Origin of the sequence: Paenarthrobacter sp. FR1 (assembly GCF_051106045.1) — a bacterium.
GTDB classification, from domain to species: Bacteria; Actinomycetota; Actinomycetes; order Actinomycetales; family Micrococcaceae; genus Arthrobacter; species Arthrobacter nitroguajacolicus_A.
Window position 1 is genome coordinate 79,192 of sequence record NZ_JBPFSF010000003.1, and the last position, 16,890, is coordinate 96,081.

General features: G+C 64.4%; 16 protein-coding genes. 10 read left to right on the plus strand and 6 right to left on the minus strand.

Annotated features, from left to right (window positions below; translation table 11 throughout):
• The first annotated feature begins 18 nt into the window (after nt 1-18).
• Entirely contained in the window at nt 19-1,257 is a 1,239-nt protein-coding gene (gene kynU, locus ACR30Z_RS07300; RefSeq protein ID WP_144648201.1) for a kynureninase, read from the plus strand.
• Nucleotides 1,254-2,117, plus strand: coding sequence for a PaaX family transcriptional regulator (locus tag ACR30Z_RS07305; RefSeq protein ID WP_434371812.1), 864 nt, complete (start codon nt 1,254-1,256; stop codon nt 2,115-2,117). The genes kynU and ACR30Z_RS07305 overlap by 4 nt, the downstream gene beginning before the upstream one ends.
• 27 nt (nt 2,118-2,144) lie before the next feature.
• Here the strand turns inward: ACR30Z_RS07305 and ACR30Z_RS07310 are convergent, their stop codons facing one another.
• Nucleotides 2,145-2,876: a GntR family transcriptional regulator gene (locus tag ACR30Z_RS07310; protein ID WP_144648422.1), complete on the minus strand. Its 732-nt coding sequence runs from the start codon at nt 2,874-2,876 to the stop codon at nt 2,145-2,147.
• Nucleotides 2,877-2,988: 112 nt separating this feature from the next.
• Between ACR30Z_RS07310 and ACR30Z_RS07315 the strand changes: the two genes are divergently transcribed.
• The 7 genes from ACR30Z_RS07315 (at nt 2,989) to ACR30Z_RS07345 (ending at nt 10,179) form a co-directional block, all read left to right on the plus strand.
• Nucleotides 2,989-4,419 carry a sugar porter family MFS transporter gene (locus tag ACR30Z_RS07315; protein ID WP_434371814.1) on the plus strand — a complete coding sequence of 477 codons (1,431 nt, stop codon included), beginning with the start codon at nt 2,989-2,991 and terminating at the stop codon, nt 4,417-4,419.
• Entirely contained in the window at nt 4,416-5,324 is a 909-nt protein-coding gene (locus ACR30Z_RS07320; protein ID WP_144648198.1) for an N-acetylglucosamine kinase, read from the plus strand. Before ACR30Z_RS07315 ends, ACR30Z_RS07320 begins: the two co-directional genes overlap by 4 nt.
• A gap of 29 nt (nt 5,325-5,353) precedes the next feature.
• The gene (locus tag ACR30Z_RS07325; protein WP_434371817.1) at nt 5,354-6,424 is read left to right on the plus strand and encodes an SIS domain-containing protein; all 1,071 of its coding nucleotides are present in this window, start codon (nt 5,354-5,356) and stop codon (nt 6,422-6,424) included.
• 129 nt (nt 6,425-6,553) lie between these two features.
• Nucleotides 6,554-7,690, plus strand: a complete 1,137-nt coding sequence (locus tag ACR30Z_RS07330) for a LolA family protein (protein ID WP_434371819.1) — start codon at nt 6,554-6,556, stop codon at nt 7,688-7,690.
• Complete coding sequence (locus tag ACR30Z_RS07335; protein WP_434371821.1) at nt 7,687-8,682, plus strand: ABC transporter ATP-binding protein; 996 nt, start codon at nt 7,687-7,689, stop codon at nt 8,680-8,682. Before ACR30Z_RS07330 ends, ACR30Z_RS07335 begins: the two co-directional genes overlap by 4 nt.
• Nucleotides 8,672-9,538 (plus strand): ABC transporter permease, encoded by an 867-nt coding sequence (locus ACR30Z_RS07340; protein ID WP_434371823.1) that lies wholly within the window; start codon nt 8,672-8,674, stop codon nt 9,536-9,538. The genes ACR30Z_RS07335 and ACR30Z_RS07340 overlap by 11 nt, the downstream gene beginning before the upstream one ends.
• Nucleotides 9,539-9,558: 20 nt before the next feature.
• A complete protein-coding gene (locus ACR30Z_RS07345; RefSeq protein WP_144648194.1) occupies nt 9,559-10,179 on the plus strand; it encodes an L-threonylcarbamoyladenylate synthase in 621 nt (206 codons plus the stop codon).
• Between the two features lie 6 nt (nt 10,180-10,185).
• On the opposite strand, the gene ACR30Z_RS07350 is transcribed toward ACR30Z_RS07345, so the two are convergent.
• Nucleotides 10,186-11,322: a serine hydrolase domain-containing protein gene (locus ACR30Z_RS07350; RefSeq protein ID WP_434371825.1), complete on the minus strand. Its 1,137-nt coding sequence runs from the start codon at nt 11,320-11,322 to the stop codon at nt 10,186-10,188.
• A 14-nt stretch (nt 11,323-11,336) separates the two neighbouring features.
• On the minus strand, nt 11,337-12,362 hold the full coding sequence (gene ligD / locus ACR30Z_RS07355; RefSeq protein WP_434371827.1) for a non-homologous end-joining DNA ligase: 1,026 nt from the start codon (nt 12,360-12,362) through the stop codon (nt 11,337-11,339).
• Nucleotides 12,363-12,461: 99 nt separating this feature from the next.
• Here ligD and ACR30Z_RS07360 point away from each other — a divergent pair, with 99 nt between their 5' ends.
• The gene (locus tag ACR30Z_RS07360; protein WP_434371829.1) at nt 12,462-13,127 is read left to right on the plus strand and encodes an alpha/beta hydrolase family protein; all 666 of its coding nucleotides are present in this window, start codon (nt 12,462-12,464) and stop codon (nt 13,125-13,127) included.
• Between the two features lie 3 nt (nt 13,128-13,130).
• On the opposite strand, the gene ACR30Z_RS07365 is transcribed toward ACR30Z_RS07360, so the two are convergent.
• The 3 genes from ACR30Z_RS07365 to ACR30Z_RS07375 form a co-directional block, all read right to left on the minus strand.
• Complete coding sequence (locus tag ACR30Z_RS07365) at nt 13,131-15,221, minus strand: elongation factor G-like protein EF-G2 (protein WP_434371831.1); 2,091 nt, start codon at nt 15,219-15,221, stop codon at nt 13,131-13,133.
• 101 nt (nt 15,222-15,322) lie between these two features.
• A complete protein-coding gene (locus tag ACR30Z_RS07370) occupies nt 15,323-16,063 on the minus strand; it encodes a M50 family metallopeptidase (protein ID WP_144648189.1) in 741 nt (246 codons plus the stop codon).
• Nucleotides 16,064-16,131: 68 nt separating this feature from the next.
• On the minus strand, nt 16,132-16,749 hold the full coding sequence (locus ACR30Z_RS07375; protein ID WP_144648188.1) for a TetR/AcrR family transcriptional regulator C-terminal domain-containing protein: 618 nt from the start codon (nt 16,747-16,749) through the stop codon (nt 16,132-16,134).
• Between the last annotated feature and the right edge of the window lie 141 nt (nt 16,750-16,890).

Below are 16,890 nucleotides of genomic sequence, written 5' to 3' on the forward strand. Positions count from 1 at the left end.
ACTCTCCCAGGAGGAACCATGACCACCGCACAGGAAACCCAGCGGCCAACGTCGGCCGCACTGGATGCCGCCGATCCGCTCGCCGCCCAGCGTGACGCCTTCTATGCGCCCGACGCCGACCAACTCACCTCCTATTTGGACGGCAACTCATTGGGGCGCCCGCTGAAGGCAACGGCCGGAAATCTCGCTTCGTTCGTTCATGACGCTTGGGGCAGCCGCCTTATCCGCGGCTGGGACGAGCAGTGGATGGACGAGCCCACGGCTGTGGGCGACCGCATCGGCGAAGTGGCCCTCGGCGCAGCCCCTGGCCAAACCACCGTTGGCGACTCCACTTCCGTGATGCTCTACAAGATGATCCGCGCAGCCGTGGACGCCCAGCCGGGCCGGGACGAAATCATCATCGACCGCGACAACTTCCCCACGGACCGCTTTATCATCGAGGGCATCGCCAAGGAGCGCGGGGCCAGCATCAGGTGGATCGCCGCCAACCCTGCCAGCGGTGTACGCGAAGCCGACCTGGACGGACTGCTCGGCGAGCGGACCGCCGTCGTCGTTCTCAGCCATGTTGCGTACCGTTCAGGGTTCCTGGCGGACGCCAAGGGTATCACCGCCAAGGTGCATCAAGCCGGTGCCCTCATGCTCTGGGACCTCTGCCACTCTGTTGGTTCCGTGCCCTTGGAACTGGACGCCTGGGACGTGGACCTCGCAGTCGGCTGCACGTACAAGTATCTCAACGGCGGACCGGGATCACCCGCTTTCGGCTACGTGAATGCTTCGCAGCAGGATCGTTTGCAACAGCCGATCTGGGGGTGGATGGGCGCCGACAACCCCTTCGGCATGACCGACTCCTATCGTCCTGCACAGGGTATGCGTCGGTTCATCACAGGAACGCCGCCCGTGTTGGCCATGCAGCCCCTCAAGGACATGGTTGAGCTGATTGCCTCCGTGGGCATGGACGCCGTGCGCGAGAAATCAATCAAGCTCACTGAGTACGCCATTGCACTCTCCGAGGAGCTTTTGGTACCGCTCGGCGTGAAGATCGTGAGCCCGCGGGATCCTGCTGAGCGTGGCTCGCACATCACCGTGGACCACCCGCTCTTCGCTGACGTCACGGCCAAACTCTGGGAGAAGGGGGTCATCCCCGACTTCCGTCCTCCGCATGGCCTGCGCATTGGGCTGTCCCCGCTGAGCACGAGCTACGCCGAGGTTGAGCTGGGAGTGGCAGCCATTCGCGACGCCCTCTCCGAACTGCTGTGAGCGCCGTCCTTGACGACATGGACTCCCGTCCCGGGAGCACAACGTCGTTGCTGCGAACGGTCATCGGCCTGTATCTGCGGGACGCTGGCGGATGGATGTCGGCCAAGGACATCGTTGCTCTGATGGCGGCCCTGGGCACGTCCGGGACAGTGTCCCGGACGGCCCTGGGGCGCCTGCGCAAGAAGGACGTTGTGATGCAGGAGGTCCGCAATGGCGTCCCAGGCTTCACCCTCACCGACGGGGCCTCCGCCATGCTGGCCCGTGGCGACCGCAGAGTCTACCACCCACGGAGCATGTCGGCTTCGGATCCCTGGTGCCTGATCTCTTTCTCCATCCCGGAGACGGAGCGGGAGAAGCGCCATCAGCTGCGCCGCAGGCTCCACTGGATTGGCTGTGGGACGGTGGCGGCCGGCCTCTGGATCTGCCCGGACTCGTTGCGTGTTGAGGTCGAGGAAATCCTGTCGGACCTGGAGTTGCGGGACATGGCAACGATTTTCGTGACTGACACCCCGCTGGTGGGTGGCAGCCTCCGGGATGCCGCTTCCAAGTGGTGGGACCTGGACGCAGTGGCCGAATTGCACAGCGACTTTATCCGGGAGCACGGCGCAGCCGGCGCCGCGCGTGCCGGTGCGGCCGTGCACTCTTCTCCCGATGCCTTTGCCACCTATGTCCAGTGCATTGACCGGTGGCGAATCATTCCGTACCTCGATCCAGGCCTCCCGTCCGCGTTCCTGCCTGAGGACTGGCCCGGGGGCGAAGGCGCGGATCTGTTCCGCCGGATCGTGGCCGCCTATGCGGAGCCGAGCGCGGAGTTCGTTCGCCGTACTTTGAAGGAAACAGCAGGGGTTACGGCTTCCTGACGGCGGTCACCGGCAGGAAAGGGGCGGTCAACCTCCGGCCTTCACTCGCGATACAAACCGGAACCTGTCCCCGCGAAACGCGCTGCGGGTCCACTCCACTGGGGCGCCAGCGGCGTCACGGGCCAAGCGATGGACCACCAGCAAGGGTGCCCCCATTTCGATTCCCAGCAGCCTGACATCGGCTGGACCGGCCAGTGCGGTCTCCACCGTGTCCTCAACGTCGGCGATATTGATGGCGTAGGCATCGGCCAACACTGCATAGAGCGAACCAGCCTTGGCGAGATTCGACTTGAATCGTGGCAGCTTGCCGGGCAGCCAGGCTGTCTCGTGCGCCAACGGCTCCCCCTCTATCAAGCGGATGCGCTCAAGCCGGGTCACCGGATCTCCTTGGTTTAGCCCCAGATGGCCTGCGACGTCGGCGTCAGACTTGACGACATCGAGGGCGATCAACCGGGAGTCCGGCCGCAGCCCCTGCGTTCGGGCATCATCCGAGAACGATGTCAGCTGCCGGACGTGGGTCACTTTCGGCGGAGCCACGAAGGTTCCGTGCCCTTGGATGCGGCCCAGCCTTCCCTCCGCCACGAGCTCACTGATGGCCTGCCGGACCGTGGTACGGGATGTCGAATACTTCTCCGCCAGGGCACGCTCCGTGGGGATCAGCGTGCCCGGCTGCAGCCCGGCTATGAGTCCCAGCACCTCGGTCTTGAGGAGATAGTACTTTGGGGTCGCTGGCGCGGCATCTGCGGACATATTGGACATCCTACTTGTAGACAACATGATTGGTCTATGCCAATCTTGTGCAGGTTGGTCTAAACCAATTCCGGAAATCCTCCGGCAAGACCCTACTTTTCCACAGATTCAAGGGACAAAGATGTCGATCCTGCACGACCTACGGCAAACACCCCGGCTCGGGCTCCTGGTGGGCGGCGCTGCCGCCACCATTGGCGTGATCTACGGCTACGACACGTCGAACATCGCCGGTGCCCTGCTGTTCATTACGAAGCAGTTCGACCTCACCACCTCCCAGCAGGAACTGGTCACCACCGCCGTGGTTGCTGGCGAAGTCCTCGGGGCCCTGGTGGGTGGCTGGCTATCCAACCGATTGGGCCGCAAGGCCTGCATGGTGGGGCTCGCCGTGGGGTACGCGCTCTTCGCCATCCTCAGCGCGATGTCCAACGACGTTCCCACCCTGCTGATCGCACGCCTCCTCCTTGGCTTGACCATCGGTGTCTCCGTGGTGGTGGTTCCGGTCTTCGTAGCAGAGTCGGCTCCGGCAAAAGTCCGTGGAGCGCTGCTGGTTGCCTACCAGGTGGCCACGGTCATCGGCATCATCGTCGGATACGTCGCCGCCTACGCCCTGGCGGGCACCGGCTCCTGGCGATGGATGCTGGGCCTGGCCGCGGTTCCCGCGGTGATTGTCCTGGCCATCGTCATCAAGCTCCCTGACACCGCGCGGTGGTACATGATGCGAGGCAGGACCGCAGACGCCAGGAAGACACTCAGCGCCATCGAGCCGGACACCGACGTGGAGGCTGAACTTGCCGAGATGCAGCGCGCCATCCGCGAAGAACGCGGTGGCGGAATTCGTGAAATGCTGCGCACCCCCTACCTGAGGGCCACCGTGTTTGTTGTGGGCTTGGGCTTCTTCATCCAAATCACCGGCATCAACGCCGTGGTCTATTACAGCCCCAGAATCTTCGAAGCTATGGGCTTCAGTGGCAACGCAGCGCTTTTGCTCCTCCCGGCCGCGGTTCAGGTTGCCGCACTTGCGGCCGTCTTCGTCTCTCTGTCTCTGGTGGACCGGCTGGGCCGCCGCCCGGTGCTCCTGACCGGCATCGGCATGATGGTCGTGGCCAACGTCCTGTTGGTGGGCGTCTTCATCGCTGGCCAGGACTTCGGCGGGCTCCTCACCGTGCTGGGCTTCCTCGGGGTCCTGCTGTTCACCGTTGGATTCACTTTCGGCTTCGGTGCCTTGGTGTGGGTTTACGCCGGTGAGAGTTTCCCGTCACGGCTGCGATCACTCGGGGCGAGCGCCATGCTGACGTCCGATTTGGTGGCCAACGTGCTGGTGGCGGCATTCTTCCTCACGATGCTTCAGCGACTTGGCGGTGCGGGAACCTTCGCTGTGTTCGGCGTACTGGCTATCCTCGGCTTTATGTTTGTCCGCAAGTTCGCACCCGAAACGAAGGGACGTCAGTTGGAAGAAATACAGCAGTTCTGGGAAAACGGCGGGAAGTGGCCTGAGGCTGAGGCCGGCAAGACGCCATTGGGCGAGATCACCGAACCGGCGGCAGTCCGGTGACGCCGGCGGTTCTGGGCCTCCACATCGGGGGCTCCAAGACACACGCCGTGCGGTGGGACGACCGGCAGCCGAACACAGCGCCCCCAGGTGGTTCCGGCGTCGAAATTACCGAAGCCAGCGCCAACCTGTCGTCGGTGGGCCACCAAGGAGCCGACGCCGTGCTGCGCCGGATCGCTACGAGCGTCGGCGGCGGAATTGAAGCCGTCTGCGTCGGTGCCGCCGGCGCGGACACCCCGGCGAGCCGGGCTGTCCTGTCCGCCCTGCTGACGGAACACTTCCCCGGTGCCAGGATCGACGTCGTCCATGACACGCGCATAGTCCTGGCTGCAGCAGGCCTGGACGCCGGCGCCGTGGTGGTGGCGGGCACCGGCTCCGTGGCATGGGGAAGGAGCCGTGACGGACGCGAAGCCCGCAGCGGAGGTTACGGCTACCTGCTGGGTGACGAAGGTGGCGGTTACTCCGTGGTCCGGGACGCTGTTCGCGAGGCTCTCCGCGAGTATTACGCCGGCTTGGAGCCCGGCACGCTGGTCCGGGCACTGATGGCGGCCACCGCAAGCGCTGACGCTTTGCAGCTCATGGATTCGTTCTACGCCAAGCCAGAGCCGGACCATTGGGCGGGATTGGCCCCACTGGTCCTGGACCTGGCAGCCGAGGGCGATCCCGCGGCTTTGAGGATCCAGGCCGAAGCCGCCCACTCGCTGGCCACTTTGGCCCGGCAGGTGATGGGTGAACTGGGCTTGGACCTGCCCTTGGTCATGGCCGGCGCCCTCTTGGTGAACCAAAGCCAACTCGCCGGGGCCGTTGCCCGCAAACTCTCCCTGGAAGATCCGTCGTCCATCCGGATCCTGACGCAGGCACCCGTCCACGGTGCGGTGGAACTGGCCCGCCAGCTGATCCAGGACTGATTCCCACCCTCCTACCCAGACAGGAACCCATGACCATCATTTCCGACTCCCCCGCACCCATGGAGGCCGCTCCCGGCTTCCTGATGGCCAGCGAAATCGGCGAACAGCCGCAGGTGCTTGCCGGACTGCTCGATTCCGGCCTGCACCAGTTCAGCGCCATGGCCCACATCATCAAGAAGGCCGCCCCGCGTTTTGTCCTGCTGGCCGCACGCGGAACCAGCGACCACGCCGCGCTTTACGCGAAGTACCTCATCGAAATCAAGCTTGGGCTGCCGGTGGGCCTCGCGTCGCCGTCGACCCTCACCGCTTACGGTGCCGCTCCGACGTTGGACGGTGTCCTCTGGCTGGCAGTGAGCCAGTCCGGCGGCTCCCCGGACCTGGTGGAGTCGACGGCGGCAGCCCGCCGCCTGGGCGCCCTCACTGTGGCTGTGACCAACTCGCCGGATTCGCCGCTGGCCGGCGCCGCCGAACACCATCTGGACATTCAGGCCGGAAAAGAATCCGCCGTGGCGGCCACCAAGAGCTACACCGCGCAACTCCTGGCGCTGTGGTTGCTGATCGAAGCCTGGGGTGGTGGTTCGGCTGACGACGCCAGGCGGCTTCCGGAGTGGGCGGCGACAGTGCTGGAAGACGACGCCGTCGTGGACATTGCGGGCAAGTACCGGTTTGCCGACCGCATCATCACCACGGGGCGCGGCTACTCCTACCCCACGGCCCGGGAAGGTGCACTCAAGCTCATGGAGACTTCCTACCTTCCTGCACAGGCCTTCTCCGGTGCGGATTTGCTGCATGGTCCGTTCGCCATGATCGATTCCCAGCACCCCGTCGTCGCAGTGGTCCCCGAAGGCATCGGTGGGGCGGCCATGCGTCCTGTGCTGGAACGGCTGGCTGACCGGGGCGCGCATGTGTGCGTCGTGGGTGATCCCGCTGCTGCACTGCGGGACGGACTGGTGCTGCCGTTGCCGACGGGTGTGCCGGAGGAGCTTTCTCCCATCCTGCAGATCCTGCCCCTTCAATTGCTCGCACTCCAGCTTTCGGTGGCACGTGGCAATGATCCCGACGCCCCGCGCGGCCTGCTGAAGGTCACGCAAACCTGGTAGCCGCCCTTCGCGGATTGGGTACGGTTCGGCGCATCCAGCCTGGACCGTATCCAGCCGCTGGCGGGGTGGTGCCCGCAGGTATCCGGAGTAATCTGGATTTATGCCTTTCACATGCGGTGGTTGGTAGCAATGGCACGGGCCAGGCAGCGTTGGCTGCCAGCTCTCCTGATTCCACTTGCCTTGGCGGTGGCAGTCCTCTTCGGTTCAGTCCAAGCAGGCGCCACTGTATCCCTTCCACCCAAGACAGCTGACGAAGTCCTCGCCATGATCGCGCGGACCGAGGTGCGCGCCCTGTCCGGCACGGTGGAACAGGCGTCTGAGCTGGGACTTCCCGAAGTTCCAGCTGTTGGTCCTGGTATCGCCCCCGGTACTGCGTCTGCGCTGGAGCTCCTGACAGGCTCCCATACGGCCCGGGTTTACGTGGACGGTCCGTTCAAGGCGCGGGTGCAAATCCTGGATCCGATGGCTGAACGTGACCTCGTGGTCAACGGTGGGGATGCCTGGTTCTACAACTCGGCGGACAACAGCGCCACCCACCTGAGCGTCCCGGTGCCGTCAAGGGCCGAACTCAGGGAGTCTCTTCCTTCCGCGTCTCCACGGCCGGATATGCCCACTCCGGAGGCCATGGCGAAACGCTTCCTCGCAGCCATTGATGCCACCACCGAGGTGACTGTGGGAGGCTCGTCATCGGTCGCTGGCAGGAGCGCCTACCGCCTGAGCCTCAACCCTCGCAGTTCCGAAACGTTGGTTGATACGGTGGATATCTACGTGGATGCAGAGACGGGGCTCCCCTTGGGCGTCCAAGTGCGGGCCAATGGACAAGACGAGCCTGCCTACTCCCTGGCGTTTACGGAACTGAATCTATCCACTCCGGACGCCGGGCTGTTCAACTTCACGCCCCCGCCCGGCGCGACGGTCACTGAGAAAGCGCTGCCCGCCAAACCGGTACCATCCATGCCAGCACCGGAGCCCGACTCCGCGGTCCCCGGGCCTGATGCCACGCCGGAAGCCTTCGGCCAGGCGGACCCTAAACAGCATGGGGCCACGGTCTCCGGCGAAGGCTGGGGCGCCGTTGTCGCATTGCCGGCAGGTTCTGCTCCGGCTGAGCTCATGTCCAGTCCCCAGCTCGCCCAGATGCTTCAGCCCGTTTCCGGCGGTAAGGCATTGACATCGTCTCTGCTGAGCGTTCTCATTCTCGACGACGGCCGCATCTTTGTGGGCATGGTCCCTCTGGATCGGCTTCAGTCAGCCGCTGCCGCCCAGTGAAGGCAACCGACCCCCACGAGCCCGGGCCGCCAGTCGCGGCCGGCCTTGCCATAGAAACCCGGGGCCTGGTCAAACGCTTCGGTCACCGGGCGGCTGTGGACGACATCGACCTTTCGGTGCCGCGCGGTTCGGTCTTCGGCTTCCTGGGGCCGAATGGTTCCGGGAAGACCACCACCATCCGGCTGCTGTTGGGCTTAGCGACACCCAACAGCGGTGACATCAGCGTCCTTGGTCGGGAGATGCCGCGTGCCTTGGCTTCGGTGCTGCCTGATGTTGGCGCTTTGGTGGAGGGCCCGGGCTTCTACCCTTTTCTTTCGGGCGCGGGCAACCTCCTCCGCCTGGACTCCGCCGACCGCCACGCACCGTCAGCCACGAGGCGGCAACGGGTCCACGACGCCTTGGACCGGGTAGGACTCAGCCACGCTGCCGGGAAGAAGGTCCGGGCGTATTCCTTGGGCATGAAACAAAGGCTGGGCTTGGCGAACGCGATGCTGAGGCCACGGGAACTGCTGGTCCTCGACGAACCAACCAACGGGCTGGACCCCCAAGGCACCCGCGAGGTCCGGGGCCTGGTTCGTTCCTTGGCCGCCGGTGGGACAACCGTTTTTGTCTCCAGCCACCTGTTGGCCGAAGTTGAGCAAATGTGCACCCACGTTGGCGTCATGAGCGCCGGCCGGTTGGTAGCCCAAGGGCCGCTGGACGAACTGCGGTCCTCCGGGCAGGCTCACGTCCTCATCCAAACGCCCGACGTCGAACGTGCTGCCCGCGTCCTGGCACGCCTGGGGCTGGTCCCCGGCGAGGCTCCGGGCCCAGGTAGTCCACGGGAGGCCACGGCGCTGTTGGGCACCGGGCTCAATGGGGTGGAACCGGAGTCGATCGTGGCTGCCTTGGTGGCAGATGGCGTCCGGGTCCGTGGCTTCACCGTGGAAAACGCAAGCTTGGAAGATCGCTTTGTGTCGTTGACCGGAGAGGGGTTCGACGTTGTCGGCTGAAACTGCGGGGATTTCGTCCGTTGCCACCGCCGGCCCCGGGGCCGGGTGGGCACTCCTCGCCTCGGAATTGTCTGTGCTTTTCCGCCGGCTCCGCACCTGGGCCATGCTGATCGCCCTCGCTGCCGTTCCCATCCTGATTGCCGTCGCCGTGAAGTTATCGTCCCGGCCCGCTACGCCCGGACGCGGTCCACTGTTCCTGGACCGCATCACGCAAAACGGCCTGTTTGTGGCAGTGACGGCCTTGGTGGTGTGCGTGCCGTTGTTCCTGCCCCTCACCATCGGGGTGGTGGCCGGAGACACCATCGCCGGAGAGGCCAACCTCGGGACCTTGCGATATCTGCTGCTGGCGCCTGCCGGGCGGGTGCGCCTGCTGCTGGTGAAGTATGCCGGGGCCGTCGCATTCTGTTTCGCCGCTACGGCGACGGTGGCAGCGTCAGGTGCCTTGGCCGGCGTCGTGCTTTTTCCCGTGGGGCCGGTGACACTGCTGTCAGGTGACACCATCAGCGTGGGCGAGTCGGCCCTGAGATCGCTGCTGATCGCCGCGTACATTACCGTTTCCCTGCTGGGGTTGTCCGCGATCGGACTCCTGATCTCAACGTTCACGGATGTGCCGGTGGGGGCAATGGCTGCGACGATTGTCCTTTCCGTGGTCTCACAGGTCCTGGACAACCTGCCGCAGCTGGAATGGTTGCATCCATGGCTGTTCAGCCACCACTGGCTGGGGTTCGCCGATCTGCTTCGGCAGCCGATCGCCTGGACGTCGTTTGGTGAGAACGCGCTGCTGCAGGCCGGATACATCGCTGTCTGCGGCGCGCTGGCCTACGCGAAATTCTCCAACAAGGACGTCTTGTCATAGCTTTGTCGTAGGCTCTTCCCATGGCCAGATTCTTTGACGTCCACCCGGAAGATCCCCAACCGCGCGCCATTGGCCAAGTGGTCCATATGCTGCAGGACGGCGGCTTGATCGCCTACCCCACCGACTCCTGCTACGCGCTCGGCGCGCAGATTGGCAACAGGGAAGCGCTGGACCGCATCCGGACCATCCGCCACCTGGACGACAAACACCACTTCACGTTGGTGTGCAAGGACTTCGCCCAGATGGGGCAGTTCGTCATGATCGACAACGACGTGTTCCGGAGCATCAAAGCCGTCACTCCGGGCAGCTACACGTTTATCCTCCCGGCCACGCGGGAAGTTCCCAAGCGACTCCTCCATCCCAAGAAGAAAACTGTGGGGGTTCGCATTCCGGATCACAAGGTGGTTCAGGCACTCCTCGCCGAATTGGGCGAACCATTGCTCTCCAGCACCCTCCTGCTGCCGGACCAGGAGGAGCCCTTGACCCAGGGCTGGGAAATCAAGGAACGGTTGGACAACGAGGTGGACGCCGTCATCGATTCCGGCGATACCGGCTCTGAGCCCACCACGGTGATCGATTTCTCCAGCGGCGTCGCAGAAGTGGTCCGACGCGGAACCGGCGATCCTTCGCGCTTCGAATAGAGTCCCTCAGCGGAACTGGAACCGGCAGACGGTGTTCAAGGCAACTTGCGCCACCCCTGTCATCTCCAAGGCGAGGGCCGAGGGCTGCTGTGCTGCAGGCAGTGGCGGATAGGCCATGAAAATGGCCAGTTGGCGGTTACCGTCCGCACTGCTGATGGCGATGCTCCCGTACCCGGGAACGTCGCCGGCGTGACCGAAGTAGGTCCCGTTGGTGCAGCGGTCGTCCCAATGGTCCAGGCCCAGTCCGTAGTCGGCGAACACCGTGCCTTTCATATCGATGAGGCTCTGTGGGGACATCAACTGTCCGTTCAACAGCGCGGCCTGGAACCTGGTGATGTCCTCCACCGAGGACATCAGGCCAGCGGACGCAGCACTGCCCGGCGTGCCAGGGCTGGTCACATCCACCGTGTCGGATCCTATCCGGACGTAGCCGTGGACCAAGTCGTCGGGCACGCCGGTGTTGGCCCCCAGCAGCCCCGTCGAACCGAGGTTCAGCGGCGCCAGAATGTCCGTTCGGAGCACAGCGTCCAGCGGTGCCCCGCGAAGATGCTCCACCACCTGTGCCAGCAGGGCATCTGCCTGGGCTCCAGGCAGGTCCACCCTGTTTCCCAGGAGCTGGCGGATGGTCACCGGATTCGTTGCCGGGACGATGGCCGCGGGCAGATGCGTGGTGATGGCGTCGTCCAAACGCAACCGTCCCTCGTCGACGAGCTTCATCACAGAGACAGCGATCATGGTCCGGACCTGGCCACCTACTTGGAAGCGGTCACCGGGTTGGGCGGCGACACGTCCGTCGCGGCTCCTGACACCGGCGGCATGCGTCCACTCCTGGCTGCCGACCTTGGCCTTGACCAGGATCGCTGAGGCGCCTTCCTGCAGTTTCTCCCGGCTGAAGAGCTCCAGGGTCGCGCGAAGTTCCTGGAAGGCCGGTGTTGATGCAGTCTCCGTCGGAGTTGCCACGGTGGGTGTCGGGACCGCAGGCGGGGCGGGCGTCACTACGTCCGGCGGAGTGGTTGCCGTCGTCGTCGGCACGGCTGTGGTCGACTCAGGCGGCAGCGGCACCGGCTCGTCGGTGCAACCACTGACCAGCAGGCCGCACGCCAGTGCGGCTGACAGGATCCCCCGCCCCGGACTTCCTCGCACATGGGCTCCTGGGTCTACTCCTCCGGCTTGCGGGCCCGGCTCGGCTGCACGCGCATGGGCTCGCCCGGCATCTTGGGAAATTCGGGCGGGAAAGGCATCTCGCCCTGTCCGTTCCGGACGTCGCGGTCCCACCACGTAAGCAGTACGTCGATGTCGCCGTGCTGTTGGTGCATGCCAGCCCAAGGGTCGCCGATGGTCTTCAGGCGGTCGGGAACCGTTGAGATGGTGTATTTTGCAGGGTCGGCGCTCTCCAGTTCGTCCCATGAAAGCGGGCAGGATACCTGCGCCGTGGGCACGGCACGGGGGCTGTACGCCCCGGCGATGGTCCTGTCCCGGTTGGCTTGGTTGAAGTCCACGAAGATCCTCGATCCGCGTTCTTCCTTCCACCATGCAGTGGTGACCTTTTCCGGCATGCGGCGCTCCAACTCTCGTCCAGCGGCGATCACTGCGTGGCGTACGTCCAGGAACTCGTGCTTGGGGTGGATGGGCGCGTACACGTGCAGTCCACGGTTGCCGGAAGTCTTGATGAAGGCCGTCAGCCCAGCCTCCTCCAACACGGATCGGAGTTCCAGCGCGGCCGGAATGGCGTCATCGAAGTCCGTCCCCGGCTGCGGGTCGAGATCGATGCGAAGCTGGTCAGGGTTGTCGGGATCATCGGCCCGCGACGCCCACGGGTGGAACACCACCGTGTTCATTTGGGCTGCCCAGACAGCGGCAGCCGGTTCGTCGATGACCAGTTGTGGATGCGAACGCGCGCTGGGATAGGTCACCGGAACAGACCGGACGTACTCCGGGGCGCCTTTGGGTGGATTCTTGGAGAAGAACATCTCCCCTTCGATGTTGCCCGAATAGCGTTGGAGGCTGATGGGCCTGTTGCCGTTCGCCGTAACGAAGGCTTCCCCGACGTCGATGAGGTAGTTGGCCAGGTCCAGTTTGGTCAGTCCTGCCTCAGGCCACATCACACGGCTGGGACTGGAGATTCGAACCTCCCGGGGGCCGTGGGGACCGGGCACGGTAACAGTGGTTGCTTCGCTCGCCATGGGCACAAGCTACCCCGAAGTGGCGGCCCGCGTCAGCACCCGCCACTGCATTTGTGCCGCGCGTCCCAAGCACGCCGGTGACTGCAGCATGATGGATACATGCCAAAACCAGAAACATCCGTCACCATTGCCGTCGGCGAGACCGAAGTATCGGGCCTTCATATCCGGCCGGAACAGCCTCTTGCCACCTTGGTGGTGGCCCACGGGGCAGGCGCCGGGATGGAACACCCGTTCCTGCGCGGATTCGCCGAAGCCATGGCCGACGAAGGTGTGGCCACGCTGCGCTTCAATTTTCCCTACCGCGAAGCAGGCAGGCGCTTCCCGGACCGTCCACCGCTGGCCATCGCCACGTGGCGGGCCGTGATGGACAAAGCCGCGGAACTATCCGATACCGAGCCTGTCTGGGCCGCCGGCAAGTCCTTCGGCGGGCGCATGGCATCCATGGCAGTGGCCGAAGGCATGCCCGCCCGCGGGCTGGTGTACCTCGGCTATCCGTTGCACGCTCCCGGTAAGCCAGAGAAGTTGCGCGATGAACACCTGTACGGTGTCACGGCGCCCATGCTCTTCCTTCAAGGCACTCGGGATACCTTCGCCACGCCTTCACTGTTGGAAGGCGTGGTGGAAAAGATAGGCCCGACGGCGACACTTCAGTGGAGCGAGGGCGGCGACCATTCGTTCGCGGTCAAGGGCGTGAAGCGCACCCCGGCCGAAGTGGGCGCGTCGCTCGCTCCCGCGGTGGCCGCTTTCCTGCGGACACACTCCTAGGGGCTATCTAGGAACGGGGTCATGGCGGAGGTAGGAACGCCGGAACCGGCCGGTCCCTGCTGTCAGCGCCCGAAGTTCGATGGCGTAGCGCAGGAGCTCCTGGTCCGGCACTTCTGCGCTGATCTCCGTTCCACCGCCCTCATCCGCGGTGGTTCCGGTGACGCGTCCCCGCCGCCCGGACAAGTCACTCATCACGGCCCCGACATGCTCATCGGGGACACTGACGACCACCGAGGACACAGGTTCCAGGAGCTGGATCTTCGCCGCCGCAGCCGCTTCCCTCAGCGCCAGCGCCCCCGCTGCCTGGAACGCGGCATCGGACGAGTCAACGCTGTGGGTCTTTCCACCCAGCAGCGTCACTTTGATGTCCACCACGGGGAATCCTGCTGACACCCCTTTGAGCATCTGTGAGCGCACGCCTTTCTCCACGGACGTGACGAAGGTTCCCGGGATGACGCCGCCCACGATTTTGTCCGTGAACGTGAATCCCTCGCCGCGGGCCAACGGTTCCACCTCGATGTCGCAGATGGCGAACTGGCCATGGCCGCCGGATTGCTTGACGTGGCGGCCGTGGCCCGTCGCCTTGGTGGCAAACGTTTCGCGGAGAGGAGTGATCACGTCCACGGTCTGGAGCTTGACTCCTTGCCCGCGGAGCCTGTCCAGCACCACGTCCGCGTGGGCCTCGCCCATGCACCAGAGGATGAGCTGATGGGTGTCCTGGTTTCGCTCCAGCCGAAGCGTAGGATCGGCTGCCGCCACTTTTCCAATGCTCTTGGCAAGGGCATCCTCATCACTGCGCGAGGCACCTTCAATGGCGATCGGCATGAGGGGCTCCGGCATGTTCCATGTTTCGATCAGCAGCGGCGTTTCCCGATCGGAGACGGTGTCCCCCGTTTCGGCACTGGTGAGTTTGCTGATGGCGCAGATATCCCCCGCAATGCACTGTGGAACGGCCTTCAGGCTGGAGCCCACAGGTGAGTAGAGGTGCGTCAGGCGCTCATCGGCGTCGTGGTCCTCGTGCCCCCTGTTTGCCAGTCCCCTGCCGCCGATATGGATGGATGAATCCTCACGCAGGGTCCCCGAAAAGACGCGGACCAGGCACACGCGGCCAAGAAAGGGATCCACGGTGGTCCGAACAACTTCTGCGGCGAGACGTCCTGTCGGATCGCAATCCAGCGCTTTCAGGGAGGAGCCATCGAGTTTCATGGCTGCCGGAGGAGTACGTTCCAACGGTGACGGCAACGCATCGGTCATCAGGGCCATGAGTTCGGGGAGGCCGAGGCCTGTTTCGGCCGATGTCGGCATGACAGGGAAGAAGCTGCCCCGCGCCACGGCCGTTTCCAGATCGGTGATCAGGTCCGCCAATGGCAGTTCCTCCCCGCCAAGGTAACGGTCCAGGAGCGTTTCGTCCTCGCTCTCGGCAATGATCCCCTCGATCAACGGCCCCCTTGCTTCCTCAACAGCCTCGTGGTCGCTGCCGCTGTGCAGGACCCCCATAAGACCCTGGTTGCCTTCAGCCGGAAGGTAGAGCGGGAGGACGCCGTCGCCGAAGGCTTCCTGGCAACGCACGACGGCGGCACTGAAGTCGGCCCTCGGATGGTCCAGTTTGCTGACCACCACCGTGCGCGGCATGCGGATCTTTTCGCACTCGCCCCAGAGGGCGATGGTGGCACCATCGATGCCGTCATTTCCGGAGACAACAAAAAGGGCCGCATCGGCGGCCCTCAAGCCAGCGCGCAGTTCGCCGGTGAAGTCAGTGTAGCCGGGGGTGTCGATCAGGTTGACCTTGATGTCCCCTACGAGGATCGGTGCCACTGACAACGTCACGGAACGTTGTTGATGGATGGCGGACGGATCGGAGTCGCTGACGGTGGTGCCTTCACTGATGGATCCCATCCTGGTGATGGCTCCGGTTGCAGCCAGCAGAGCCTCCACCAGCATCGACTTGCCGACGCCGGAATGCCCTACCAGCGCAACGTTGCGAATCTTCGCAGGATCGCTTGCGGCCAGTACCGATCCGTTGTCACTTCGTCGGGCCTCGGGTGTGCCCGACCCTGTGGCCTTGGCAGTTTCGCGCGTGCCCTTCACGGACATGGGCACCTCCTGGTGGTGTATCCCAGTATGGAGTCCGAACGTCGAAGAGGTTCGAACGTTAAAGAGGATTGGACACCCTCAAGGGACCACAGGGCAAGGGCTCAACTGCTGGAGGAAAGCATGCCCCACAACAACCAGGCAGAGACTGCAGCACAGCCGGCGATCACCACGGTGAAGCCTGCCAGCCAAACGAACGCCGGGACGCCCGTGGTACGGCCAAGAATGAAGGCATCGGACGCTGCCAGCCTGTCGCGGCGGCGGGTGTGAACACCCGCGAGCTTCATCAGGTCGCGGACGCCGCCCACGGAAAGCGCAATTCCAAGCGCCAGCACCACATAGTTGACCGTAGTGGGAGTCGCAAACAGGATCAGGGCCTGGGCAACGCCGGCACTGAGGACGGCCACCAGGATCCCGGTGAGGTTCCTGAGGAAGATCAGGGAGACGAGCAGGACCACGGCTCCCACGGACATGGCCGCGCCGGATCGGCCTAAGGCAAATGCGGCGATCAGGGCCAGCCCGACGACAGCAGGCGCCGGGTAACCCCAAAAGCCGGACCATGCTGCGCCGAAAGCACTCCTTCCGCTGCTGACGAGGCGTCCCGAATGGTCAAGCCCTATTCTGAGGCCGTGGACGAAACGTCCGGTCATGAGTGCAGCGTAGGCGTGGCCGAGCTCGTGGACGAACGTGACATACAGGCCGAACCATCGCCAGGTAACGCGGGGAATGCTCAGGATCACAGCGCATGCGAGGATAGCCAGCAGGGCAGGTAAAGGGACCTCCGTGGTGTGCGTATCCGTAAATCCTCGGACCACTGCGTCCCACCAGGTCTGTGCGAAATTCACAGTTTGGATGTCATTCACAGTTTCGACGTCATTCACAGGACCGACGTAGTTCACAGCACTGTGGTCGATCACAGCACTGTCGTCTGCAGGCGGGAACGCAGCCCCGCGACGAGTATTTCCAGTCCGAAGTCGAAGGCGGCTTCGCCGCGCTCCCCGGACGGTCCTGCGTCCGCCAAAGCGCGGGTGAGCATGGGATAACCCTGTGCTGGTGGGGCCCACACAACGTCCGGCGCTGCGAGGTCAAGTGCGAAGCCCAAGGCGAAACTGTCAATGGTGGAGATCGCCGAAACCACGTCTTGGCCACGGAAGCCGGCCCCTTCGAGTGCCACCGCCAGATTTTCGTAGAGCGCCAGGACCTGGTCATCCTGGACGGTTTGGAGCACCAGCAGGGGCGCGAGTTTGGGATGGCGGGCGAAGGCGTCACGATAGCTGCGGACGATGGCGCGCAGGGCCGCCTCCCAGTCCTCTCCGTCTTTGAGGGCGTAGGGGCTTTCGGAGATAATCCGGCCCCGCATCAGCTCAAGGATCTCTTCCCGGCCACTGACGTGGTTGTAGATGGAGGACTGGCTGACCCCGATGCGTTTTGCGAGCTTTGGCAGGCTGAAGTCCCCCGCTTCATCCACCAGTTCCAGGGCGGCAGTGACGAGGGCATCGATGGATATCAGCGGGACCAGCGGGCGTGCCATACGGGTGTCTCCATTCAAGGTTGTTGTTACGACTCTAGCCAGAACTTTGCGTCAAGGTATTGTGCCGCCGGTCACAAGGACCTACCATAAACGAAAGCCTTTCGCTAAGCGCTCGGCTCATTGTGAAGACTTCCCTCCCCA

Coding starts and splice junctions, on each gene's coding strand:
- kynU (WP_144648201.1), top strand. CDS start 19: ATGACCACCGCACAGGAAACCCAGCGGCCAACGTCGGCCGCACTGGAT.
- ACR30Z_RS07310 (WP_144648422.1), bottom strand. CDS start 2,876: ATGTCCAATATGTCCGCAGATGCCGCGCCAGCGACCCCAAAGTACTAT.
- ACR30Z_RS07315 (WP_434371814.1), top strand. CDS start 2,989: ATGTCGATCCTGCACGACCTACGGCAAACACCCCGGCTCGGGCTCCTG.
- ACR30Z_RS07325 (WP_434371817.1), top strand. CDS start 5,354: ATGACCATCATTTCCGACTCCCCCGCACCCATGGAGGCCGCTCCCGGC.
- ACR30Z_RS07330 (WP_434371819.1), top strand. CDS start 6,554: ATGGCACGGGCCAGGCAGCGTTGGCTGCCAGCTCTCCTGATTCCACTT.
- ACR30Z_RS07345 (WP_144648194.1), top strand. CDS start 9,559: ATGGCCAGATTCTTTGACGTCCACCCGGAAGATCCCCAACCGCGCGCC.
- ligD (WP_434371827.1), bottom strand. CDS start 12,362: ATGGCGAGCGAAGCAACCACTGTTACCGTGCCCGGTCCCCACGGCCCC.
- ACR30Z_RS07360 (WP_434371829.1), top strand. CDS start 12,462: ATGCCAAAACCAGAAACATCCGTCACCATTGCCGTCGGCGAGACCGAA.
- ACR30Z_RS07365 (WP_434371831.1), bottom strand. CDS start 15,221: ATGTCCGTGAAGGGCACGCGCGAAACTGCCAAGGCCACAGGGTCGGGC.
- ACR30Z_RS07375 (WP_144648188.1), bottom strand. CDS start 16,749: ATGGCACGCCCGCTGGTCCCGCTGATATCCATCGATGCCCTCGTCACT.